At 73.1% G+C, this 21,436-nt stretch carries 20 protein-coding genes; 3 read left to right on the forward strand and 17 right to left on the reverse strand.

Going from position 1 to position 21,436, the window contains the following annotated elements:
• Positions 1 to 146: 146 nt before the first annotated feature.
• Positions 147 to 1,466 (reverse strand): geranylgeranyl reductase family protein, encoded by a 1,320-nt coding sequence (locus ACERMF_RS12900; RefSeq protein ID WP_373669507.1) that lies wholly within the window; start codon positions 1,464 to 1,466, stop codon positions 147 to 149.
• Between the two features lie 160 nt (positions 1,467 to 1,626).
• Positions 1,627 to 2,370 (reverse strand): class I SAM-dependent methyltransferase, encoded by a 744-nt coding sequence (locus tag ACERMF_RS12905; protein ID WP_373669650.1) that lies wholly within the window; start codon positions 2,368 to 2,370, stop codon positions 1,627 to 1,629.
• A 300-nt stretch (positions 2,371 to 2,670) separates the two neighbouring features.
• Between ACERMF_RS12905 and ACERMF_RS12910 the strand changes: the two genes are divergently transcribed.
• Positions 2,671 to 3,228 carry a MerR family transcriptional regulator gene (locus tag ACERMF_RS12910; protein WP_373669508.1) on the forward strand — a complete coding sequence of 186 codons (558 nt, stop codon included), beginning with the start codon at positions 2,671 to 2,673 and terminating at the stop codon, positions 3,226 to 3,228.
• Positions 3,225 to 4,502: an isochorismate synthase MenF gene (locus ACERMF_RS12915; RefSeq protein ID WP_373669509.1), complete on the forward strand. Its 1,278-nt coding sequence runs from the start codon at positions 3,225 to 3,227 to the stop codon at positions 4,500 to 4,502. The genes ACERMF_RS12910 and ACERMF_RS12915 overlap by 4 nt, the downstream gene beginning before the upstream one ends.
• 11 nt (positions 4,503 to 4,513) lie before the next feature.
• Here ACERMF_RS12915 and ACERMF_RS12920 read toward each other — a convergent pair whose 3' ends face one another.
• The 5 genes from ACERMF_RS12920 to ACERMF_RS12940 are packed head-to-tail and all read right to left on the reverse strand — an operon-like array spanning position 4,514 to position 10,406.
• Positions 4,514 to 5,818 carry an NUDIX domain-containing protein gene (locus ACERMF_RS12920; protein WP_373669510.1) on the reverse strand — a complete coding sequence of 435 codons (1,305 nt, stop codon included), beginning with the start codon at positions 5,816 to 5,818 and terminating at the stop codon, positions 4,514 to 4,516.
• On the reverse strand, positions 5,815 to 7,572 hold the full coding sequence (menD, locus tag ACERMF_RS12925; protein ID WP_373669511.1) for a 2-succinyl-5-enolpyruvyl-6-hydroxy-3-cyclohexene-1-carboxylic-acid synthase: 1,758 nt from the start codon (positions 7,570 to 7,572) through the stop codon (positions 5,815 to 5,817). The genes ACERMF_RS12920 and menD overlap by 4 nt, the downstream gene beginning before the upstream one ends.
• Before the next feature lie 4 nt (positions 7,573 to 7,576).
• A complete protein-coding gene (locus tag ACERMF_RS12930; protein ID WP_373669512.1) occupies positions 7,577 to 8,551 on the reverse strand; it encodes an o-succinylbenzoate synthase in 975 nt (324 codons plus the stop codon).
• The gene (locus ACERMF_RS12935; RefSeq protein WP_373669513.1) at positions 8,548 to 9,453 is read right to left on the reverse strand and encodes a 1,4-dihydroxy-2-naphthoate polyprenyltransferase; all 906 of its coding nucleotides are present in this window, start codon (positions 9,451 to 9,453) and stop codon (positions 8,548 to 8,550) included. The genes ACERMF_RS12930 and ACERMF_RS12935 overlap by 4 nt, the downstream gene beginning before the upstream one ends.
• The gene (locus ACERMF_RS12940) at positions 9,453 to 10,406 is read right to left on the reverse strand and encodes a 1,4-dihydroxy-2-naphthoyl-CoA synthase (RefSeq protein ID WP_373669514.1); all 954 of its coding nucleotides are present in this window, start codon (positions 10,404 to 10,406) and stop codon (positions 9,453 to 9,455) included. Before ACERMF_RS12940 ends, ACERMF_RS12935 begins: the two co-directional genes overlap by 1 nt.
• A gap of 144 nt (positions 10,407 to 10,550) precedes the next feature.
• Here ACERMF_RS12940 and ACERMF_RS12945 point away from each other — a divergent pair, with 144 nt between their 5' ends.
• Complete coding sequence (locus ACERMF_RS12945) at positions 10,551 to 11,744, forward strand: AMP-binding protein (protein WP_373669515.1); 1,194 nt, start codon at positions 10,551 to 10,553, stop codon at positions 11,742 to 11,744.
• A gap of 61 nt (positions 11,745 to 11,805) precedes the next feature.
• Here ACERMF_RS12945 and ACERMF_RS12950 read toward each other — a convergent pair whose 3' ends face one another.
• From ACERMF_RS12950 to ACERMF_RS12995, 10 genes are all read right to left on the reverse strand, one after another.
• Positions 11,806 to 12,528: an anti-sigma factor domain-containing protein gene (locus ACERMF_RS12950; protein ID WP_373669516.1), complete on the reverse strand. Its 723-nt coding sequence runs from the start codon at positions 12,526 to 12,528 to the stop codon at positions 11,806 to 11,808.
• Positions 12,525 to 13,145 carry an ECF RNA polymerase sigma factor SigK gene (gene sigK, locus ACERMF_RS12955; protein WP_373669517.1) on the reverse strand — a complete coding sequence of 207 codons (621 nt, stop codon included), beginning with the start codon at positions 13,143 to 13,145 and terminating at the stop codon, positions 12,525 to 12,527. Before sigK ends, ACERMF_RS12950 begins: the two co-directional genes overlap by 4 nt.
• 127 nt (positions 13,146 to 13,272) lie before the next feature.
• Complete coding sequence (gene ccsA, locus ACERMF_RS12960; protein WP_373669518.1) at positions 13,273 to 14,487, reverse strand: cytochrome c biogenesis protein CcsA; 1,215 nt, start codon at positions 14,485 to 14,487, stop codon at positions 13,273 to 13,275.
• A 126-nt stretch (positions 14,488 to 14,613) separates the two neighbouring features.
• Positions 14,614 to 16,296 (reverse strand): cytochrome c biogenesis protein ResB, encoded by a 1,683-nt coding sequence (locus ACERMF_RS12965; RefSeq protein ID WP_373669519.1) that lies wholly within the window; start codon positions 16,294 to 16,296, stop codon positions 14,614 to 14,616.
• Positions 16,297 to 16,345: 49 nt separating this feature from the next.
• Positions 16,346 to 17,095: a cytochrome c biogenesis CcdA family protein gene (locus tag ACERMF_RS12970; RefSeq protein ID WP_373669520.1), complete on the reverse strand. Its 750-nt coding sequence runs from the start codon at positions 17,093 to 17,095 to the stop codon at positions 16,346 to 16,348.
• The gene (locus ACERMF_RS12975; RefSeq protein ID WP_373669521.1) at positions 17,088 to 17,708 is read right to left on the reverse strand and encodes a TlpA family protein disulfide reductase; all 621 of its coding nucleotides are present in this window, start codon (positions 17,706 to 17,708) and stop codon (positions 17,088 to 17,090) included. The genes ACERMF_RS12970 and ACERMF_RS12975 overlap by 8 nt, the downstream gene beginning before the upstream one ends.
• Before the next feature lie 235 nt (positions 17,709 to 17,943).
• The gene (locus ACERMF_RS12980) at positions 17,944 to 18,876 is read right to left on the reverse strand and encodes a hypothetical protein (protein WP_373669522.1); all 933 of its coding nucleotides are present in this window, start codon (positions 18,874 to 18,876) and stop codon (positions 17,944 to 17,946) included.
• Complete coding sequence (locus ACERMF_RS12985) at positions 18,873 to 19,895, reverse strand: c-type cytochrome (protein WP_373669523.1); 1,023 nt, start codon at positions 19,893 to 19,895, stop codon at positions 18,873 to 18,875. Before ACERMF_RS12985 ends, ACERMF_RS12980 begins: the two co-directional genes overlap by 4 nt.
• An 18-nt stretch (positions 19,896 to 19,913) precedes the next feature.
• Complete coding sequence (locus ACERMF_RS12990; protein ID WP_373669524.1) at positions 19,914 to 20,510, reverse strand: ubiquinol-cytochrome c reductase iron-sulfur subunit; 597 nt, start codon at positions 20,508 to 20,510, stop codon at positions 19,914 to 19,916.
• A 55-nt stretch (positions 20,511 to 20,565) separates the two neighbouring features.
• Complete coding sequence (locus tag ACERMF_RS12995) at positions 20,566 to 21,402, reverse strand: menaquinol-cytochrome c reductase cytochrome b subunit (protein WP_373669525.1); 837 nt, start codon at positions 21,400 to 21,402, stop codon at positions 20,566 to 20,568.
• Between the last annotated feature and the right edge of the window lie 34 nt (positions 21,403 to 21,436).

Raw genomic sequence — 21,436 nt, forward strand, 5'->3', positions numbered from 1 at the left:
CGTGCGAAGGCAGCACAACGGGGACGGCGATACCCCGGCGACGCGCCCAACGGTAGGGGCCGGCCGACGAGGCTCGCAAGACGCGTGCCGGTCGGCTGACCGGGACCGAGGCGGTCCCCAGGCGGCGGGGTGGCAGGCGGTTGCGCTCATGCCGCCGGCGCCAGGCGCTGCAGGGTGTTGATGATCACGTCCTTGGCATCCGAGGGACGGGCGTCGGTCAGGTGCGCCATCAGCTTGAGCACCAGCTCCATCAGGGGCCGGTTGGGCATCCCGTACTCGGTGCACACGTGCATGACCGCCGGATGCCCGACGAGTTCGGCGAACACCTTGCCGAGCGTGTAGTAGCCGCCCCAACGCTGACGCAGCTCGGCGTCGTAGGCGTCGAGGTCCGCGGTCCGCCGCCGGTCGAGCGCGCCGTCGACGACCTCGGCGGCGAGCTTGGCCGCCTCCATCGCGTAGCTGATGCCCTCGCCGTTGAAGGGGTTGACCATGCCGCCGCTGTCACCGACCAGGAGCACGCCCCGCTGGTGCAGCGGGGTGCGGTTGAAGCCCATCGGGATGGGGCCGGACCGGATCCGGTCGGTGCGGTTGGCCGGCGTGGTCTCCCACTCGTCCTCGAGACCGCCCGCCCACGACTCGAGCAGCTTGCGGTAGCTGACGCCCTGGAACTCCTTCGAGGTCGACAGCAGCCCGAGTCCGACGTTGAGCGTGCCGTCGTCGAGGGGGAAGATCCACCCGTACCCCGACAGCAGGTCACCCTCGGCGTCGCGCAGGTCGAGGAAGGAGCTGATCCACGGGTCGTCCGACCGCGACGAGCGGTAGTAGGTCCGGGCCGCGACCGCCATGGGGCGGTCCTCGCGTCGCTTGAGGCCGAGCGCCCGCGCCATGCTGCCGCTGGCGCCGTCCGCGGCGATGACGACCGGTGCACGGACCACGCCCTCGCGGTCGTCCGCATCCCGCCAGGTCACGCCGGCGACCCGACGCTCGCTGGGGTCGCGCCACACGGGACCGGTGACGGTGACGCCCTCGTGCAGGCGGGCACCCCGGCGCTGCGCCAGTCGCGCCACCGCCTCGTCGAAGACCTTGCGCGTCGCGGTCGCGCCCCAACCGGGCCAGTCGTCGAGTTCGGGCCAGGGCAGCTCCATGACGGTGTGCCCACCGTGGATGCGCAGGCCCTTCTGCGTCGCCCAGCCGTCGACGCGCCCGTGCGCCTCGTCGACCATGCCGAGGTCGAGCAGTTCCCTGATCACCCGCGGGGTCAGGCCGTCACCGCAGACCTTGTCGCGGGGGAACGCGTCCTTCTCGAGCAGCACGACGTCGCGACCCATGGCCGCGAGGTGTGCGGCGGCGGCGGCGCCACCCGGACCGGCGCCGACGACCACGACGTCCGCGTCGGTCGTCGTCGGCAAGGCCGCATCGCCCCTGGGCCCCACCTGTGGCGGGAGACCGGCGGCGTCGGGTGCCATGGACGACTCCTCACGGACGATCGGGTCGAGGTGGCGGGCCGAGGTGCCAGCGCGTGGCGGAGCGGACCCTGCTCGTGAACATGTTCACAAGCACCTCCAGTCTAGCCATTGCCGCCGCAGGCGGCGCACCGCGGCCGTGGTGGAGGCGGCAGGCCGCCGGTCAGGGCGTGCGGTAGCCGCGGTGGACGGCGACGATCCCGCCGGCGAGATCCTTCACCTGCACCTGCTCGTAGCCGGCGGACGCGATCCACGTCGCGACCGCACGCCGATCCGGCCACGCCAGGATGGAGTCCGCCAGGTAGCGGTAGGCGGCCGGCGCCGACGACACCACCTTCGCGGCGGCAGGCAGGGCACCGACGAGGTAGCGGCGGTAGACGGCACGAAAGGGCGCCCACGTCGGGTTCGCGAACTCGCACACCACCACGCGGCCGCCGGGACGGGTCACGCGCGCGAACTCGCGCAGAGCCAGTTCCGGATCGGGGACGTTGCGCAACCCGAACGAGATCGTCACGGCGTCGAACGAGGCGTCGGGAAACGGCAGCGCACGGGCGTCCCCGTTGACCCAGGCGATGCGTTCGTGGCCGCGCCGCGCGCCCTCGGCCAGCATGTTGAACGACAGGTCGAGGGCGGTCACGCGTGCGGCCCCCCTGGCCACGAGCTCGACCGCCACGTTGCCCGGCCCCGCCGCGACGTCGAGCACCTCGGCGCCTTCGGGCCCGGCCGCCTGTGCCGTCACCCGCCGCCAGTGTGCGTCCTGGCCCAGCGACAGCGCCGCGTTGGCGAGGTCGTAGCGGGCCGCGACCTTGTCGAACATCGCCTGCACCAGCGCCGCATCCTTGCCCTCGCGACCGGCCGCCGGCAGCACGTCGGCGTCCGGAACGATTGGCGGGGCGGCGTCTGGCATGGTCACGGTCGGCCTTGGGCACGGTGTGGCGCGGGCAGCAGCGGGACGACGTTCGAGGCTACTGCACGTGATCGGGCGGGTCCCCCGTCTCGGTCGCTGCGGTCCCTCGTTGCCCCCCGGCCCCGCCGGCCGGGTCCCCCGTCTCGGTCGCTGCGCTCCCTCGTTGCCCCCCGGCCCCGCTGGCCGGGTCCCCCGTCTCGGTCGCGGCAGCTCTTGCGGCGCCTGCTGACCGGGTGTCCGGTCGGCGCGGTGGCGTAGCCTGCCCGCGCAGCGCCCCTTCTCCGAACGTGAGCGACGCCGATGGCCTCCGACCGCGACCTCGATGCGCCCGACGCCGCGCTGGCACAGGCCGTCGTACGTCCCCCCGCACCGCCGACTGCGGACGACGACCTCGAGGCGCCCTACACCCTCGACGACGTCGCGGCCGAGGTCGGTGCCGGCCGTGCGCTGCTGGACGCGGTCGCGCGCACCGGCCTGCTCCTCCCCCACCACGTCGACGAGGACGGCGAAGCGCGCTACTCGGCCGCCGACCTCGCCGCCGTCCGGGCCGGACTGACCCTGCTGGACGCCGGTCTGCCGCTGGGTGAACTGCTCGACCTGGCCCGGCGGACCGACGCGGCGGTCGGCGAGGTCGCCACCGCGGCCGTCGACGCGTTCCTGCGTTTCGTCCGCGACCCGGTGCGCGGCACCTCGGCGAGCGAGACCGAGGCCGCGCAACGCCTGGTCACCGCCTACGAGCAGATGCTGCCGGCCACCGAGCGGCTGGTCGCCCACCACGTCCGTCGCCGGGTGCTGCAGGAGGCGGCGCAGCGCGTGCCGGGCGCGCTGGCCGGCGACGACACGGACGGCGGGGCATGACGCTGCGCGCCCGCACGGTCGCGCTCGACGACGACCGGCCGCTGCTGTCGCTGCTGCCCCGCGACCACGGCGGACGCGGCCCCGCGGACGCCCTGGCCTGGGTGCACACGGCCGCCGGGTCGGACGAGGGCCTGGTCGGCTGGGGCGTCGCGGCCCGGCTCGTCCCCGCGCCCGGCGCCGACCGGTTCGCCGCCGCCGAGCAGGCGTTCCGCGACCTCGACATCGAGGTGGACGACGAGGTCGGCGCCCTCGGCACGGGGCCGGTGGCGTTCGGCACCTTCGCCTTCACCGACGACGCGCCGGGCTCGCTGCTCGCCCTGCCGCGCGTCATCGTCGGCCGGCGCGACGGGAGGACCTGGCTGACCACGATCGATCCGGCGGACGGCACCGCTCCCGCGCCGGTCGGGCTCCCCGACCCGGCGGCCGCGCGATCGGAACCGGCACGCGACCGGGCGCGTTTCGCGGGGTCGTCGCAACCGGACCGGTACTGGCTCGAGGCGGTCGCGACCGCGGTCGAGCGGATCCGCGCCGGTGCCCTCGACAAGGTCGTGCTCGCCCGCGACCACGCCGTGTGGTCGCAGCAGCCGTTCGACGCCGCCGACCTGGCGCGACGCCTCTTCGCCCGCTTCCCCAGCTGCCACACCTTCATCGTCGATGGCTTCGTCGGCGCCACGCCCGAGTTGCTGCTCTCGCGCCGCGACCGCGAGGTGTTCTCCCGGGTCCTGGCAGGCACGGCCGGCCGTAGCGAGGACGAGGCCGACGACGCCGCACTCGGCGCGGCGCTGCTGGCCTCGGCGAAGGAGCAGGCCGAGCACCGGTTCGCCGCGGACTCGGTGCGCGACGTCCTGCGACCCTTGACCGACGCCCTGCATCACGACCCGACCCCACGGCTGCTGCGACTGGACAACGTCCAGCACCTGGCGACCACGTTCACCGGCACGCTGGCCGAGGACCGGTCGGCGTTGGAGGTCGTCGCGGCCCTGCACCCGACGGCGGCCGTCGGCGGCACGCCGCGCCGCGAAGCGGTCGAGCTCATCGCCGAACTCGAGGGCATGGACCGCGGCCGCTATGCCGCGCCGGTCGGCTGGACCGACCTGACGGGCAACGGCGAGTGGGGCATCGCCCTGCGCTGCGCGTCACTCGACGGGGCCCGGGCGCGGCTCTTCGCAGGTGTCGGCGTCGTCGCGGGGTCGCTTCCCGAGGCCGAGCTCGAGGAGACCCGGCTCAAGCTGCTCGCCATGCAGACCGCCCTGGGTGAAGACCCCACCGCCTGATCCGCTCGGCGTCAGCGAAGGTCGCCCGCATGGCGTCGCAGCCAGGCCTCGACACGCGAGAACCCGGCGGGTTGCCCGGCATCGAGGTAGGCGTCGAAGGGCCGGATGGCGAGCGCACCGAGCTCCTCGACCCGTCGCCGTTCCCACCGCAACACCGGCGGGATCGCCTCGAGCAGGGTGTCGACCGTGACCCCGGCCCCGGCGGCAAGGGCGTGGAGCCGGGCGCGGCGGTCGGGGCTCGCGTCGAAGCCGCGACGCTCGTGGTCGAAGTCGGTCAGCGGCACGAGCCAGACCGCCGCACCCGCGAGGTCGTGCAGTGGCTGCGCCGGGTGCGCGAACTCCCAGTCGATCAGCGCCGGAGCGCCGTCAGGGCGCCAGACCAGATTTCCGTGCCCGACGTCGCCGTGGGCGATCACCTCGCCCTCGAGCCGCGGTCGCGGCCCCGTTCGCCACACCGCGTCCGGAGGCGCGACGAAGCCGGCGGACGCCCGCCACAGGAGGCGGAGCAGCCGACCGAGCCGAGCCATGCCCTCGTCGCTACGGAGCGACGCGGGCCAAAGGGCTGTGGAGACCTCGCCGTCGACGAAGGACACCGCCTCGCGGCCGTTGGCATCGATGCCGAGCGGCGCCGGTACATCGTCGACACCGAACTCGCGAAGGTGGGCCAGCCAGGCCTGCACGGTCGCCGACCAGGGGGCAGCGTCACGAACGACCAGGCGCTGGTCGAGAATGGTCGCGCGGGCGCCGTCGTCCAGGGGCTGCCCGTCGGGCGCGTCGTCACTCCAGCACACGACGTCGCGGTCGGTGAGACGCCGCGGGACGAAGCGGCCGGCCAGGGCGTCACGGGCCAGTTCGCGAATCTCGGGCAGGTCGAGTCGGCGTCCGTCGGCCACCTCGTCCAACGTGCACCAGGCCAGATCGAGCAGACCAGCCGTCTCGAGTTCGTCCATGCGTCGCGGGCACCGCCGACGGCTCCGCAACCAGGCGACGTGGACCACCGTGTGTTGTTCCGCGACGTGTGTGGCGCTGCGGTAGCGCACGCGGACGGTGGCGAGTGCGGGGCCGACGTCCACGTCGTCGTATCCGGTCTCCTCCGCCACCTCACGGGCCGCAGCTTCCGCGGTGGTCTCCGTGCCCTCGAGACCACCGCCCGGGAGCTCCCACCAGCTGCCCTGCTCGGGCTGGCCGTGCACACGGACGTGTTCGAGCAGCACCCGGTCGCCGTCCAACAGGACGACGCGCGCCGCCCGGCGGTGGACGTCGGCCGGGACCACGTCAGGATCCAGGAAGGAACGGGCCGGTGCCGGCACGCTCATGCGAAGTCGGCGAGCGCGGCGTCGACCTCGTGCTGGATGCGGCGGTGGAGCGCCAGGTTCTCGTCGCGATCGGTGCGGACGTGGACGAGGTGGATGCCACCGGCCTCGCGCGCCGCGTCGACCGCGGGCATCAGCTCGGCGGCGGTCGAGACGTCCGCGTGCCCGAGGTCGTGGAACCGGGCCAGTTCGGCGAGGTCGCGCCCGTGGGGGGTGCCGAAGACGCGCTCGAAGGAGGCCTCGAACCGACGTTGGGGCAGGAACGAGAAGATGCCGCCGCCGTCGTTGTCGACGACCACGAGGACCAGGTCGATGCCGGGCGCGTCCGGGGACAGCAGGAACCCGTTGGCGTCGTGCAGCAGCGACAGGTCCCCGGTGAGCGCCACCGTCGGGCGGCCGCCGCCGAGGGCGACGCCGAGCGCGGTCGAGACGAACCCGTCGATGCCCGACGCACCGCGGTTGGAGATCACGCGCAGGTGGTCACGCGGCGCGAGGAAGGCGTCGAGGTCGCGGGCGGGCATCGAGGAGGCGACGACCAGGGTGGCGCCGTCCGGCAGTCCCGCCCCGAGGTCGCGGGCGACGCGCGGCTCGCTCGGCCGGTCGTGTTCGTCGAGGACCGAGCCGACGACCCGACGGACGCGCCGGTCGGCCTCGAGCCAGCGGTCGGCCCAGTCGGACCCGGCGGTCACGGCCAGCAACGCGGTCAGCCCGGCCGCCGTCGCCGCGACGTCGGCGACCAGCAGCTCGGAGACCGCCCGGTCCGGGTCGTGCCAGCCGCCGTGCGGGTCGATCAGCAGCTGGGGGACGTCGGGCCCGAGCAGGGCGGCGACGTTGCGGGACAGTCCCGTCCGCCCGATGCGCAACACGAGATCCGGACGGTGGGCCCGTGCGAAGGCGGCGTTGCCGAGCAGGTGGTGGGCCGCGCCGACGACCGGGTCGCCGGTGCGCACGTTGGAGGCCGGCTCGGCGATGACGGGCCAGCCGGCGGCCCGGGCCAGGTCGAGCACGACCGCCACGTTCGCGTCGGTCTGGCCGACCACGACCAGGCCGCGCTCGGTACCCGCGATGCGGGCCGCGAGCGACCGCAGCTCCGCGGATGGGACGTGGCGCGGGGCCCGGCCGACGATCGTCCACGGTCGCCCGCCGGAGCGGCCCGCCAGGGACGCCTCGAAGGGGCCGGCCACCCGCGCGCGACCGTCGTCGGTGAGCGGGACGGTCGGCTCCCGGAAGGCGAGGTTGAGGTGCACCGGTCCCGGCGGGCCGGACAGGCCCCCCGCCTCGGCGAGCGCCCGGCAGGCCGTCGCGCGCCAGTAGCCGACCGCGCCCGGCCGATCCTCGGGAACCCCCACCTCGACGAACCAGCGCACGGACCGTCCGAAGATGCCGAGCTGGTCGATGGCCTGGTTCGCACCGGTGTGACGCAACTCGGGCGGACGGTCGGCCGTCAGCAGCAGCAGGGGCACCTGCCCGGTGTCGGCCTCGACGACGGCGGGGTGGAGGTTGGCCACCGCCGACCCGCTGGTGACGACGACAGGGGCGGGCCGGCCGGTCGCCCGGGCGAGTCCGAGGGCGAGGAAACCGGCCGAGCGCTCGTCGATCTCGACGTGCAGGCGGATCCGCGGGTCCTCGTGCAGCGCCAGCGCCAAGGCGGTCGAGCGCGATCCGGGCGCCAGCACCGCATCGGTGATCCCGCCGCGGGCGAGTTCGTCGACCAGGACCAGCGCCAGCGCGTGCGAGGGATTCGCGGCGGACTCCATCAGCTCACGCTCCGTTCCCCACCGGCGGCAGGTGCTCCGACGCCGCTTGCAGGCGCTCGAGCAGCTGCAACATCTGCTCGGGGTCGGGTGCGGCCTGGTCGAGCATGGCGGGTTCGGGGGCGACGCGCCGGACCGGCAGGTGGCCGTCCTCGGGCAGCAGCGGGCGGTCGGTGACGTCGGCCGCCAGCAGCGTGCCGGTGCCGAGCCCGCAGGCGTAGGGCAGCTCCGGCAGTGCCGCGGCCAGCGCGACTCCGGCCGCCAGCCCGACCGAGGTCTCCAGCGCCGAGGACACGACGGCCGGCAGCCCGGCCGCGTCGATGACCTCCAGGGCGCGGTGCACCCCACCCAGCGGCTGGACCTTGACGACCAGGACGTCGGCGGCGTCGAGCCCGGCGATCCGCAGCGGGTCGTCGGCGGTGCGCACGGACTCGTCGGCGGCCAACGGCACGTCGACGCGGCGCCGGAGGTCCCGCAGTTCCTCGAGGGTCGCGCAGGGCTGCTCGGCGTACTGCAGGCCACCGGCGGCCCGCGCAAGGCGGGTCAGCGCGAGCGCCGCGGACGCGACGTCCCAGCCGCCGTTGGCGTCGACGCGGACGTGTCCGTGCGGGCCGAGCGCGTCCCGGACGGCGGCCACCCTGGCGACGTCCGCGGCGAGGTCCTGCCCGGTCTCGGCCACCTTGACCTTCGCGGTGGTGCAGCCGCTGGCGGCCACCAGCGCATGTGCGCGGTCGGGATCGACGGCGGGCACGGTCGTGTTGACGGGCACCCGGTCGCGGACCGGCTCGGGAAAGGGCCGGGTGGCCGCGTCCTGTGCCGCCGCCAGCCAGCGGGACGCGTACGCGGGTCCGTAGTCGGGGAACGGCGAGAACTCGCCCCACCCCGCGGGGCCGCGCAGCAGGACGCCCGCACGGGTGGTGACCCGACGGAACCGCAGGCGCATGGGGACCACGAACGGCCGCAGTTCGCTGACCTGGTTCATCCGAGCGCCCCCGTCCGCGACGTCACGCCGGTGGCCAACGCCAACGCGACCGCGAACAGCACCGCGTAGGCCAGCTGCCCCTTCGCGGTCGCCTCGAGCGCATCGACCAGGCGCGGCCCGATCGCCGCGTGGCGGACCAGCGCGACGCCGGGCCAGAGCACGGGCACGCTGAGGAGCGGCAGGACCAGCCACGTCTGCGCCGTCATCAACGCCAGCGGGAGCAGGACGAGGTAGGCGAGTCCGACCAGCGCGACATAGAGCCGCCGTGTACGCGCCTCGCCGAGTCGGACGGCGAGCGTCACCTTGCCGGCCTCGCGGTCGGTGGGGATGTCGCGCAGGTTGTTGACGACCAGCAGCGCCGTGGCCAGGCATCCCATCGGGATGGCGGCCAGGACGACCACCGCCGTGACGTAGCCGTCCTGCACGTAGGCCGAGCCGATCGTGGCGACCAGTCCGAAGAAGACGAACACGAACACCTCGCCGAGGCCCGCGGACGCGTACGGCTTCGGGCCACCGCTGTAGCCGAGTGCGGCGAGGATTCCCGCGCCGCCGACCGCCACCAGGACCCAGCCGGCCAGGAACGCGAGCACCAGGCCGGCGAGGGCGGCCACCACCAGCGCCACGACGATCGCGCGCTTCATCGCCGGAGGGGCGATCAGGCCCGCGGCGACGGCACGCCGCGGACCGACGCGCGCCTCGGTGTCGACGCCCTTGACGCCGTCGAAGTAGTCGTTGGCGTAGTTGACGGCGACCTGCAGCGCCAGGGCCACCAGCAACGCGAGCGCGAACCGCAGCCACGACACCGTGACGAGCGGCCGGGTCGCCGCGGCCGTTCCGACCAGCACGGGCGCCACGGCGGCCGGCAGGGTGCGCGGTCGCGCCGCCTCGACGTAGGGGTTCATCAGTAGTGGTAGGGGAAGGCGGACCAGTCGGGGTCGCGTTTCTCGAGGAAGGCGTCGCGCCCCTCCTGCGCCTCGTCGGTGCCGTAGATCAGCCGCGTCGCCTCGCCGGCGAAGACCTGCTGGCCGACGAGCCCGTCGTCGGCGAGGTTCATGGCGAACTTGAACATCCGCATGGCGGTCGGTGACTTGGCGTTGATCTTCGCGGCCCACGCCAGCGCGGCGTCCTCGAGGCGGTCGTGGTCGACGACGAGGTTGACCATGCCCATGCGGTGGGCGTCGTCGGCAGAGTACTCCTCGCCGAGCAGGAAGATCTCCCGGGCGAACTTCTGGCCCACCTGCTTGGCGAGGTAGGCCGACCCGTACCCACCGTCGACCGAGGCGACGTCGAGGTCGGTCTGCTTGAAGCGGCCGTGTTGCCGGCTGGCGATGGTGAGGTCCGCGACGACGTGCAGCGAGTGGCCGCCGCCGGCCGCCCAGCCGGGCACCACGCAGATCACGGCCTTGGGCATCATGCGGATCAGCCGCTGCACCTCGAGGATGTGCAGTCGCCCCGCCCGGGCCGGGTCGATCGCCTCGGCGTGTTCTCCGGGTACGCCCGGGTCAGCGGGATCCGGCGTGGTGTAGCGGTAGCCGTCGCGGCCGCGGATGCGCTGGTCGCCTCCGGAACAGAAGGCCCACCCGCCGTCCTTCGGTGACGGGCCGTTTCCGGTCAGCAGCACGCAGCCGACGTCGGGGGTCATGCGGGCGTGGTCGAGGGCGCGGTACAGCTCGTCGACGGTGTGCGGCCGGAACGCGTTGCGGACCTCGGGCCGGTCGAACGCGATGCGCACGGTGCCGCGGTCGACGGACGTGCCGTCCGGTCCGGGACCCACCTCGCGGTGGTAGGTGACGTCGGTGAGGTCGAAGCCTTCGACGGCACGCCAACGGCTGGCGTCGAACAGTTCGGAGACCACGTTCGTCCTCGCGTCCAAGGCCCGGGCATTCCGGCTCTACGCTAACACCGGGGCGGAGTCCCTCCGCCCACCGCCGGTGGGCGTCCGGGACCCGTGAGGGGTGCCGGTACGGCGCCGGCGACGAGACCGCGGTTGGAGGTTCGCGTGCCCGCACGTCTGGTCGCGCTCCGGTTGCCACCGGAGCGGTTCGTCACCGAGCTCGACCGTGTCTGGTCCGACGGCGACGCCGTGCTCCCCATCGCCTTCGGCGCGCCCGCGGCGACCGTGCAGCGGATGCTGCGCGCGTTGCGGCCCGCGGTGCTGCGCCACCTCGACGCCGACGGCCAGCTCGTCGACGAACCGCTCGCGGACGCGCCCGGCGTCGCCGACGGCACCGCGTTGGTCGTGTCCACTTCCGGCTCGTCGGGTCATCCGAAGGGCGTGGTGCTCGGCCACGACGCCCTGCGTACCTCGGTCGAGGCCAGCATCGAACGCCTCGGCTGCGAGCCCGGCGACCGGTGGCTGCTCGCACTGCCCGTCCACCACGTGGCCGGCATCCAGGTCGTGCTGCGCGCGCGTGCCCTCGGCGGCGAGCCCGACACCACACCACCGGGAGGCGACGACCTCGGCGACAGCGACGCCAACCACGTCTCGCTGGTCCCGACCCAGCTCACCCGGCTGCTCGACGCCGGGGTGGACCTCAGCCGCTTCCGCACCATCCTGCTGGGCGGCGCCCGCCCGGAGCCGGCACTGCTCGCGGCTGCCAAGGCCGCCGGCGTCCGTGTCGTGGTGTCCTACGGCATGACCGAGACCGCCGGCGGCTGCGTCTACGACGGCCGGCCGCTCGAGGGTGTCGAGGTCGACGTGGAGCCCGCGGACGGTCACGGCGACACCGGGGTCGGGCGCATCCGCGTGCGCGGCTCGGTCCTCGCCGACGGCTACCGGACCCGTCACGACACCCGGCCGCTCACCGACGACGACGGCTGGTTCATGACCGGCGACCATGGGCGCCTGCGCGAAACCGGCAGCCTGGAGGTCTTTGGTCGGGTCGACGACGTCATCGTGTCCGGTGGGGTCAACGTCCCGGCCAACGCCGTCGCCGCCACCCTGCGCACGCACCCCCAGGTCGGCGACGTCGCGGTCGCCGGACGCCCCGACGCGGAGTGGGGTGAGACGGTCGTCGCGGTGATCGTGCCGCGCGACCCGCAGCAGCCACCTTCGCTCGACGACCTGCGCGAACACGTCCGGCGCGAGTACCCCGCCTCCTATGCGCCGCGCGCACTGGTCGTGGTCGAGGCGCTCCCCCGAGACGCCATGGGCAAGCTGCCGCGGACCGCGGTCAAGTTGCTCGCCGAATGACTCGGCGCACCTGGACCCTCTGAGCGCGCAGGGCATCGCCTGGCCACGCCCGGCGGCCGTCTCACGTGCCCAGTTCGAGCACCATGACGGGGTCGGAGGTGGGCGCCGGCGAGCCGCCCGCCGGCTCCACGGTGACCCCGATCGCGGCCGCCTCGGCGAAGTCGCCGCTGAGCAGGTGGGTCACCCGACCGTCCTCGTCGACGTCGAAGAGTCCGGCCGGCTGCGCGTCGGCCTCGCCGATGAGCCACAGTTCGTAGACGTGCTCGTGCGGCGCCGGTTCCATCCCGTCGACCATGAACATCGCCTCGCCACGGCTCACCGCGAGCACGACGCGTCCCATCGACCCGTCCGCGCCCCGCGTCTCGACCATCTGGACGTCGGGCGCGGCGAGCAACTCGGTGTAGCGCGACTGCGTCTCCTCCAGCGAGCTGACGCGGCCGTACAGGCCACCGGCCAGGACACCGGCGGCGACGGCGAGCACGAGCAGCACGGCCGCGGCCGGCGCGAGGACCCGGCCCCACCACGGGGCGCCCTGGCGTCGGTCCCCGGCGGGGCGGCGTTCCTGCCGGATGGCGTCGACATCGGCCATGACACGCGCCTTCAGGCCCGGCGGTGGGGTCTCGGCCGCCGCGCCGCCGAGGCGGGCGGCGGTGGCCTGCAGCTCGCGCACCTCCAGGGCACAGGCATCGCAGTCCTGCAGGTGCCGCTCGAAGAACGCCCGCTCGTCGTCGTCGAGCGCGTCGACGGCGTAGGCGCCGGTGAGGGTGTGGATGTCCGCGGTCATGCCGTGACCCCGATCGCGTCGCGCAGCCGGATCAGTCCGTCCCGCATACGGGTCTTGATGGTGCCGAGGGGCGTGTCGAGCAGCTCGGCCACCTCCCGGTAGGTGTGGCCCTGGTAGTACGCCAACTCCACCGCCTCGCGCTGCAGCTCGGTCAGGGTCGCCAGGGCGGCGCGCACCTGCTGGTGCTCGAACGCCACCTCGACCTCCTCGGCGACCATGTCGAAGTCGCGCTGGTGCTGGCCGCTGCCCACCCGGTCGGTGCGGTCGCGGCTGGCCTGCTCCGACCGGACCCGGTCGATGGCGCGTCGGTGCGCCATCGTCAGGATCCAGGTGTTCGCGCTGCCCCGGTCGGGATCGAAGCGCGTGGCCGTCCGCCACACCTCGGTCAGGACCTCCTGGGCCACCTCCTCGGACTGGGCCGGGTCGCGCACGACACGCCGGACCACGCCGAACACCCGGCCCGCGACCCGGTCGAACAGCTCCTCGTACGCCTGCTGGTCACCACGGGCGACCTCGAGCAACAGGTCCTCGTCGGTCGGAGCGGGTCGGCTCGCGGCGACGGGTCGCAACCGGCGGCGGCCGCCCGAGGCGTCACCGGAGTCTGGCACCTCGCCCATGCTGCCGTCCGCCTGTCGTCGCCTCCGACCTCCCCGGGTGGGGAGGCGCTGCCGCAGGTGGTTCGGCGTGCTCGCCTCCGCGGGTTGCCGGACGCGCTGCTCCGTCACGTGCGTACGCCGGCCGACGTCAGGACAGGCCGGCGTAGGAGTGCAGACCGACGAAGACGAGGTTGACGGCGTAGTAGGTGAACATCAGCACGGCGAACGCCCCGATGCCGATCCACGCCGCGCCACGGCCACGGGTACCCCGCGTCGCGCGCGCGTGCAGGTAGGCGGCGTAGGCGATCCAGGTCAGAAACGACGCCGTCTCCTTGGGGTCCCAGCCCCAGAACCGGCCCCAGCTCTGTTCGGCCCACATCGCGCCGGCGATGACCCCGAAGGTCCAGGCGAAGAACGCCAGGGCGATGGTGCGGTAGGCGAGGCCGTCCAGCGTCGCCGCCTGCGGCAGGAACGGGACGAACCAGCGCGCGATGAGCGCGACGGCCACCAGCGTCAGGTTGACGGTCAGCGCCCGCGTGATGCCCTCCCGCATGGTGGTGGTCGGCGTCGCGATGAAGACCCACGACACGGTCGAGGTGCCGAGGAAGGTGCCGACGGCCAGTCGCAGCGGCGAGATGGCCGCGCGCATGGCGCCACGCTCGGCCTCCACGGGACCCGCCGCACCGACATGGTCCTCGTCGGGCATGACCCGGCCGGAGACCTCACCTTCGGCGGTCAGCGTCGCCAGGCCACCGCGGCTGTCGCCACTGCCACTGGCAGCGGTGACGCCGCCCGTGCGGGCCGAGGCGCGCGCGTCGGCCAGGCCCTGCTCGGCCGTGTCGCGCAGCAGGTGGAGACCGTTGAACAGGAACCCGACCGTGAAGATGCCGGCGGCGATCACGATCACGCTGACGTGGAACGACCGCCACCAGGTGTCGAGGATCGGCATCAGCGGACCGGGGTCGGCGTAGGTCAGCATCGCCGAACTGACCACCACGGCCGCACCCAGCATGACGAAGCCGACCAGCTCCGGTCGCTTGCGGACGATCGTGAGGTAGACCAGCCCGGCAACGGCGCCTGCCAGCGCCATCAGCGACGTGAACTCGAACATGTTGCCCAGCGGGAGCCGGCTCTGGGCCAGCCCACGAACGACCTCGTGCGTGACGTGCGCGGCCACGGCGGTCCACGACAGGGCGAGCCCGACGCGCAGCAGGAACTGGCCCGCGGGACGTCCCTTGCGGGTCAGGACCGCGGCCCGGGTCGTGAGCGAGTACAGGCACACGATCGCTGCGCTCACGTACAGCAACAGCGTGACGGGGCTGTACAGCAGCCGCGACAGGTCCGCGAGCTGATCCTGGCTCATTCCATCTCCTCCGAGACCGGCTGCGGCCTCCCAAACCACCACACGAGGCCTGCGCCGCCGCTCATTCCATCTCCTCCGAGACCGGCTGCGGCCTCCCAAACCACCACACGAGGCCTGCGCCGCCGCTCATTCCATCTCCTCCGAGACCGGCTCGAGGATGCGGTCGGGGTCGTCCGCGTCGCTCGGCGTGGCATCGAGGTGCCGGGCGAGCCGGGTGACGAACGCCGCGTGCTCGTCGTCGAACGCCTGTGGGCGCTGGAACGCCCGCCCCGCGACGGTGACGATCGTATGGCCGCTGCCGGGATCGCGCTCCGCCACCACCCACAGGCGGCGGCGGAAGGCGTACAGCGCCGGCCACAACCCGGCGAGCAGCATGCCGCTGGCCAGCAGCAGGTACGGGATCTGCGGCCGGGCGCTCACCTGGAAGCCGACCCAGCGGCGCAGCTCGACGAAGCGCACCACCACGCCGTCACCCATGTCGACCTCGGCGCCCTCGCGCAACCACGCGCCACCCGCACTCTCGAGGGCCGAGGTGTCGAGCTCGTTGATCGTCTGGGGTGTCCGGCCGAGCTGCAGGTCGCCGCGGAAGAGCTGGAACAACACCAGCGGCGCGTCGGCGAACGGCGCGCCCGTCGGCACCGGCTCGCCGGCCTCGTTGTCGGGCGCGTAGGGATAGAAGAACACCGACATGCCGAGGTCGGGGTCGGCCGACGGCGCCTTGACCGCCGCCCGGAAGTGCCCCGCGTCGGTGGCGGTGGCGGTCAGGTAGTCCTCGTAGACGAGCTCGCCGTCCACCTCGACCTGCACCAGCGGCGCATACCCCCAGTCGAGCTGGTGGATCTTCATGCCGTCCACCACCAGCGGACGGTTGCCCTCGATGACCGTCTGTCGGGTCGAGCCGTCGGGGCGGGTCACCTCGACGTCGGACCGGAACAGCGTGGGCTGCCCGGCGCCGGGCGCCAGGGGATCGCGGACCCAGTCGACGTGGAACTGCTCGAGATCGAGGATCCAGCCACGGTGGCTGTCCTCGCCCCACCAGCGTCCCGGCCCGTAGGTCCAGTACGACACCGGGGTGTCGGCGAACCGCTCGCCCTCGACGACCGCGCGCTGGCCCTCGAAGCTGAGCAACTGCCCGAAGACGATCGCTGCCAGCAGCACGTAGAAACTCAGGTGGAACAGCAGGCTGCCGCCTTCACGCGACCACAGGCCCTTCTCGGCCGCGACCTGGGGTGGCGGACCCGACTCGACCACGCCGTCCTCGCCGGCGTCGGTCTCGGTGCGCACGCGCCAACGGTTGGCGCGCAGCAGGTCGGCGGCGGCGCGATGGGCCTCGTCGACCCCACGGCTGGTCGTGAGCCGGGCGACGACCTCCTGCCGGCCGGCGCTGCGCGTCAGCGGCGGGCGGCTGTACCGGACCAGCCGGACCCAGGCCCGGATGCGCGGGATCAGGCAGGCGGTCAGGCTGAGGAACAACAGCAACAGCAGCGCGAGGAAGGCCGGTGAGCCGTAGACGTCGTAGCCACCGACGAGATCGATGAGCCCCGACACCAGCGTCCCCGGACCCTCGGCGCCGGTCCGCCAGGCGTCGACGGTCGCCGCGACGTTGGGTTCCTGCGGCACGACGGTCGCGATGAGCGTCTCGAGGCCGAGCAGCCCCAGCAGGTACAGCGCCGTGCGCATCCGTACGAGCCAGCGCCATCCCATGACCACCGACGACCAGACGAACCCGAGCGGGCCGTCGCCACCGCGGCGCGGAGGACGGACCTGCGGGTTCGCCTCGGGGGGCGCGGCGGAATCGGTGCGGCTCACGTGGGGAACGTACCTCCGGCGGCCACCGTGGACGGCGGCCGTTGCGGGCTCAGATCGGCGGTTCGAAGCCGGTGATCAGCGGACGCAGCAGGCGGATGAACTGCTCCCACAGACCGGTGGCGATGGCCAGGCCGACCATGGCGAGCAACGAACCACCGGCGATCTGCAGCGTGCGGGCATTGCGTTTGAGGACGTCCAGCGCTCCCGAGAGCCGGCGGAACAGCAGCCCGAAGACGATGAAGGGGACCCCGAGCCCGAGGGCGTACACGAAGCCGAGGAAGGCGCCGCGTGCGGACACGCCGTCGGTCACGCCGGCCGACATGGTCAGGATCGCGCCGGCTGCGGGGCCGATGCACGGCGTCCAACCGACGCCGAAGACAAAGCCCAGCACCGGGGCCGACGCCAGCCCGGTCGGCGCGCGGTCGGTGAGCCGGAACTCGCGCATCAACCGGCCGCTGGCCATCAGCGCACCCAGGACGAACACGATCAGGCCCATCGTGACCTGCGCCGCGGTCGAGCGCGCCAGGACGTCGAAGGCCGCCACGAACGAGCCCAGCATGACGAAGGGGATCGCGAACCCGATGACGAACAGGACCGACCCCAGGGCCACGCGGCCACGAGCCCGCGCCCCGCCCTCGGCGAGGTCCTGGCCAGACAGGCCCGTCATGAACGACAGGTACCCGGGCACCAGCGGGACGACGCAGGGGCTGGCGAACGAGACCAGGCCGGCGGTGAAGGCGATGGCCGCCGCCACGAGCACGTTGGCGTCGAAGATCAACAGCTGGACGGTCTCACCCATCCGCGCCACCGCCTGCCGCGGCCGTCGGCGCGCTCGCGCGCGCCACCGCGTCGGCGAGCGCCGCCACCTCGACGGCGTCCCGCGGCGAACCGAACAGTCGCGCCGCCACCCGGCCCTGCGGGTCGAGGAACAGCGTGGTCGGGATGGTGCGGGCCCCGACCCCGCCGAACCGGGAGGCGTAGACGTTGTCGGGGTCGAACAGGGTCGGGTACGGGATCGCGAACTCGGCCTCGTGCGCGCGGGCGTTGGTGCGCGCGTCCTCGATGTTGACCCCGACGAACGCGACCTCGTCGGCGGGCAGCAGCTCGTGCGCCGCGTTCAGGAACGGCTGCTCCACCCGGCACGGCCCGCACCAGGAGGCCCAGAAGTTCACCACGACCACACGGCCCTGCAGCTCGGCGATGCTCAGCTCCTCGCCGTCGGCACCGAGCACCGGCATCGCGTCGGTGGGCGCCGGCCGACGATCCTCCTCGGCGATGGGGCACACCCCGGGGCGCACACCGGGGATGTCCTCGTCGCAGGACGCGCCGGACTGGCCGGAACAGCCTCCGGCGAGCAGCGCGACGACGAGGAGCAGGCCGGGCAGGACGCGAAACCGGAAGGGCCGTGACACGCGAGGCATCCTGGCGACGAAGGGAGAACGAGCCGCGGACCCCCAGGGTGCCCGGCTCCGCCCATTTCCGCCAACCCGGCGTCATCGACCTCGGGCGCCGAGCGGAGGGGCGGGGCGGTCGCCGTAGCAGGGGCTGACAGCGAGCGAAGCGATGCTGGCGAGTGAAGCGTGGGTCGGGGCGGAACGCCCCCTGCGCAGGCGACCGCCCCGCCCCGGAGCGGGCACGACTCGGCGGCTACTGGGCGATGGGGACGGCGAGGTCTTCGGGTTCCTCCACCTCGTGGGCGAGGAGTCGCTTCTCGCGGAACTCGAGGCGGTCGAGCCAGAAGAGGCTCGCGAGGAAGCCGAGCAGCGACACGATGGTCCACAGTGCCGACGGCAGCCAGCGCATGCCCGGGTCGTAGAACGAGTACCACGCACTGGTCTCGCCGACCGGGATCGGGTCGCCGACGGGAACGCCGTCCTCGTCCACGAAGTTGGCGAACGTCTGGAACTCGGCGGTGAGGATGCGCAGGCCGGTCTCGGGATCGTCGGTGATCAACGGGTCGCCGACCAGGTCCGCGGTGTAGAACGGGTTGGCGCGGAAGCTGTCCTCGGGTTGGACCTCGGCCACCTCGTCCTCGAGCGCCGAGCGACGCTCGACGCCGATCTGCGCCACGCCGTTGGCGTCGATGGGCAGGAACTGGCTCTGCATGTTCTCGGCCGCCGCCTGCGTGCTGCCGGCGAGGTTGGCGTAGGCAGGGTTGGCCAGGATGTCGTCCTCGGCCTGGCCCTCGAGGCCCAGGTACTGCTCGATCGTCACGAACCCCGAAGGGTCGTCGTCGGCGGTGAAGTACTCGCTGCGCTCGGAGCCGGGCTCGAACGGCAGCCAACCCTCGGCGTAGTGGGCGTTGTTCTGTCCGGGCAGGTGCGTGATGCCGAGGTAGGGCGGGATCCCCGGGCCGCCAAACCACCAGAACAGGCCGATCAGCAGCCCGAAGCCGAAGAAGGCGACGCCGTAGATCGCGCCCGCCTTGCGGGCGCCGTAGTTCGACCACAGCAGCGCGTAGACCGAGCCGCTGAAGAACAGCAGCCCGAGCGGCACGGCGAGCAGTGCCGCCGGGTGCGACGAGGGGATGGCGTTTTCGACCCCGAGCAGCGGGACCAGGCTGGAAAGAAGCTCGCTCATTCGTCGTCGCCCTCCGGGGCGGGGTCGCCGCCGATCTGACCGAAGCGGGGGCCACCGGTCTCCTGCAGGCTCTCGAGGTGATCGATCACGGCCTCGATGGCGTCGTCGCTGAGCACCCGCCCGAAGCTCGGCATCGGGGCATGGCCGGGCACGAGCCGGCCGTTGACGATCGTGTCGCGTGCGACGGCGCGGGCCTGCTCGAGCGACTCCTCGTCGCCCTCGCTCCAGCCGTAACGCTCGAAGAAGTTCAGCAGTTGCGGACCGACGTAGCCCTCGGCGTTCTGCCCGTGGCAGCGGGCGCAGTTGGCGCCGAAGATGTCCTCGCCCGACGCCCCCTCGAACGCCTGCGCCTCGCCGGCCTCGCCCTCGTCGGCGTCGACCTCACCGGTCTGCACCGACAGGATGTAGGTCCGGATCGCCTGCAGCTGCTGGTCGGAGTACTGCCCACCCTCGCCGACCCCGAAGGCCGGCATCGGGGTCCCCGCGCGACCCTTCTCGATCGTCATGTAGATGAACTCGGCCACGTCGGTGACGATCTCGGAGTCCTGGTAGCGGGCCACGATGTTGTCCAGCGACGGTGCCGGCCACGGCGCCTGGATGTCCTGGTTGGGATGCGGCGCCGAGCCTCCCTCGAGGTTGGTGCCGTGGCAGGAGGCGCAGGCCTCGGCGAACAGCGCGCGGCCGGCCGCGACGTCCTGCTCGTAGAACTCGTCGACGCGGTTGTTGATGCGGCCCGGCTCGATGAGCCAGTACAACGGCAGGAACAGCGAGGCGAAGACCGCGAGGGCGACCCCCCAGGCCATCGCCCGCTCCATCCCGGTGGTCTCGAGCTCCTCGTCGGAGTGGTACGGGCGCATCGACAGCGGGATGTCGCCGAGGCGCTGCGGGCCACGCTTGCGCTTGCCCGGGCCGACGACGAAGTAGGCGATCGCGAACGCCGCGAGGGCACCGACGAGGATGACCATCGGGGCGTTTCCGCCGCTACCGCCGCCTTCGGCGAGGATGAACAGACCAGGCATGGACGAACTCCGTGAAGCTCAGGCGTCGACGCAGGACGGGCCCTCGGCGGACTGCTCGAGAGCGTTGGCCGTCCGGGCGGGACCGGTGATGAGGTTGCTGAAGTCGACCACGAACACGCCGTCCTCGATGAACGAGGCGTAGCGGTCCAGGCCGCGCGGCGCCGGACCACCGGTCCACTCGCCGTAGCGGTTGTAGCGCGAGCCGTGGCAGGGGCACTCGAACCACTGCGAGCTCTGGCACCACGGGACCGCGCAGCCGAGGTGCGGGCAGGCCTGGGTGTAGAGCGCCATCAGCCCGAACCCCTCGCCGACGGCGTGGTCCTCGCCGTAGGCGCGCTCGGCGGCGGCGTTGGCGGGGTCCCAACGCACGATCGACAGCCCGCCCTCGGGGACGCGGTAGGGGGCGCGCTCGCCGTCGATCTCGGAGGCGAGTTCGGCGGCGACGCCGATCGGGACCTCACCGGTCAGCTCGTCGCCCGGACGCGGCCACAGCTGGGCCAGCGCGGCCAGGCCGAAGCCGCCCAGACCGGCGCTGGTGGCACCGAACAGGCTGTAGCGCAGGAACGTGCGCCGTCCGACCGGCTGCAGCCGGCGGCTCTTGGTCTCGTCTGCCATGGGTTCCTCGGTCGTCTCTCGCCGCGCGGGCGTGTGACGGGTGCGACAAGGGGCTCTAGAGGGTGAAGCCCAGACCCTGCGTCCACGGCCAGACCCACTCGTAACCGGCGCCCCGCAGGAACGAGCCGATGATCACGAGCACGGTCCAGAACGTCAGGAAGAACGTGAAGGCCATGTTGGCGACCTTGCGGTTCTCCGGACGCGCGGACGGGTTCTTGTCCAGGTAGGGAATGGCCATCAACATCACGACGGCAACACCCGGCAGCGTCACGCCGGCGACCATCGGGTGGAAGTAGCGGAGCAGTTCCTGCAGGCCCATGAAGTACCAGGGCGCCTTGTTGATGGCGGGCACCTGGTTGGGGTTGGCCAGCGAACCGAGCGGTGCGTCGAGGAAGAACGACACGATCAGCAGCAGCGAGCCCATCGCGAGCAACGCGACGAACTCGACCAGCAGCAGGTGGGGCCAGGTGTAGACCTTGTCCATCTGCTTGGACTGCACCTGCTGGATGCCGGCCGGCGGCACCAGTGCCAGCAGCCGGTGGGTGTGCTGCGAGGACGTCGGCACGCCGATGGAGGTGTTGCCGTTGCCGCCGAGCGAAGCCGCCACGCGGGCCGAGCGTTCCTCGGGCGTGAGCCGGCCCCCGCCGTTGCCGGCTTCGTCGGCGCCGGCCTTGGTCGCGACCGCGGTCCCGCCGCCGCCGTGCGACGAACGGAACTCCTCGAGCGCCTTGGTCGCCTGCTCGGCCGGACGCGGCCCGAGGTTGGCGCCCTCGGCGATCTTGGCCTTGCGGACCGACGCCGCCTTGGCCTTTGCCCGGGCGATCCGCTCGGAGGTTCCCGCGGCGATCAGGCGGTCGTAGACCTCCTGATCGATCTGTACCTCTTCCGCCATTATTCGACCCCCCACGGGCGCATGAACCGCTTCG

Origin of the sequence: Egicoccus sp. AB-alg6-2, from assembly GCF_041821025.1 — a bacterium.
Classification (GTDB): Bacteria; Actinomycetota; Nitriliruptoria; order Nitriliruptorales; family Nitriliruptoraceae; genus Egicoccus.

Bases quoted from the DNA above. Each gene is read 5' to 3' on its own strand.
- ACERMF_RS12900 (WP_373669507.1), bottom strand. From the start codon at position 1,466: ATGGCACCCGACGCCGCCGGTCTCCCGCCACAGGTGGGGCCCAGGGGC.
- ACERMF_RS12905 (WP_373669650.1), bottom strand. From the start codon at position 2,370: ATGCCAGACGCCGCCCCGCCAATCGTTCCGGACGCCGACGTGCTGCCG.
- ACERMF_RS12910 (WP_373669508.1), top strand. From the start codon at position 2,671: ATGGCCTCCGACCGCGACCTCGATGCGCCCGACGCCGCGCTGGCACAG.
- ACERMF_RS12915 (WP_373669509.1), top strand. From the start codon at position 3,225: ATGACGCTGCGCGCCCGCACGGTCGCGCTCGACGACGACCGGCCGCTG.
- ACERMF_RS12920 (WP_373669510.1), bottom strand. From the start codon at position 5,818: ATGAGCGTGCCGGCACCGGCCCGTTCCTTCCTGGATCCTGACGTGGTC.
- menD (WP_373669511.1), bottom strand. From the start codon at position 7,572: ATGGAGTCCGCCGCGAATCCCTCGCACGCGCTGGCGCTGGTCCTGGTC.
- ACERMF_RS12930 (WP_373669512.1), bottom strand. From the start codon at position 8,551: ATGAACCAGGTCAGCGAACTGCGGCCGTTCGTGGTCCCCATGCGCCTG.
- ACERMF_RS12935 (WP_373669513.1), bottom strand. From the start codon at position 9,453: ATGAACCCCTACGTCGAGGCGGCGCGACCGCGCACCCTGCCGGCCGCC.
- ACERMF_RS12950 (WP_373669516.1), bottom strand. From the start codon at position 12,528: ATGACCGCGGACATCCACACCCTCACCGGCGCCTACGCCGTCGACGCG.
- sigK (WP_373669517.1), bottom strand. From the start codon at position 13,145: ATGGGCGAGGTGCCAGACTCCGGTGACGCCTCGGGCGGCCGCCGCCGG.
- ccsA (WP_373669518.1), bottom strand. From the start codon at position 14,487: ATGAGCCAGGATCAGCTCGCGGACCTGTCGCGGCTGCTGTACAGCCCC.
- ACERMF_RS12970 (WP_373669520.1), bottom strand. From the start codon at position 17,095: ATGGGTGAGACCGTCCAGCTGTTGATCTTCGACGCCAACGTGCTCGTG.
- ACERMF_RS12980 (WP_373669522.1), bottom strand. From the start codon at position 18,876: ATGAGCGAGCTTCTTTCCAGCCTGGTCCCGCTGCTCGGGGTCGAAAAC.
- ACERMF_RS12985 (WP_373669523.1), bottom strand. From the start codon at position 19,895: ATGCCTGGTCTGTTCATCCTCGCCGAAGGCGGCGGTAGCGGCGGAAAC.
- ACERMF_RS12990 (WP_373669524.1), bottom strand. From the start codon at position 20,510: ATGGCAGACGAGACCAAGAGCCGCCGGCTGCAGCCGGTCGGACGGCGC.
- ACERMF_RS12995 (WP_373669525.1), bottom strand. From the start codon at position 21,402: ATGGCGGAAGAGGTACAGATCGATCAGGAGGTCTACGACCGCCTGATC.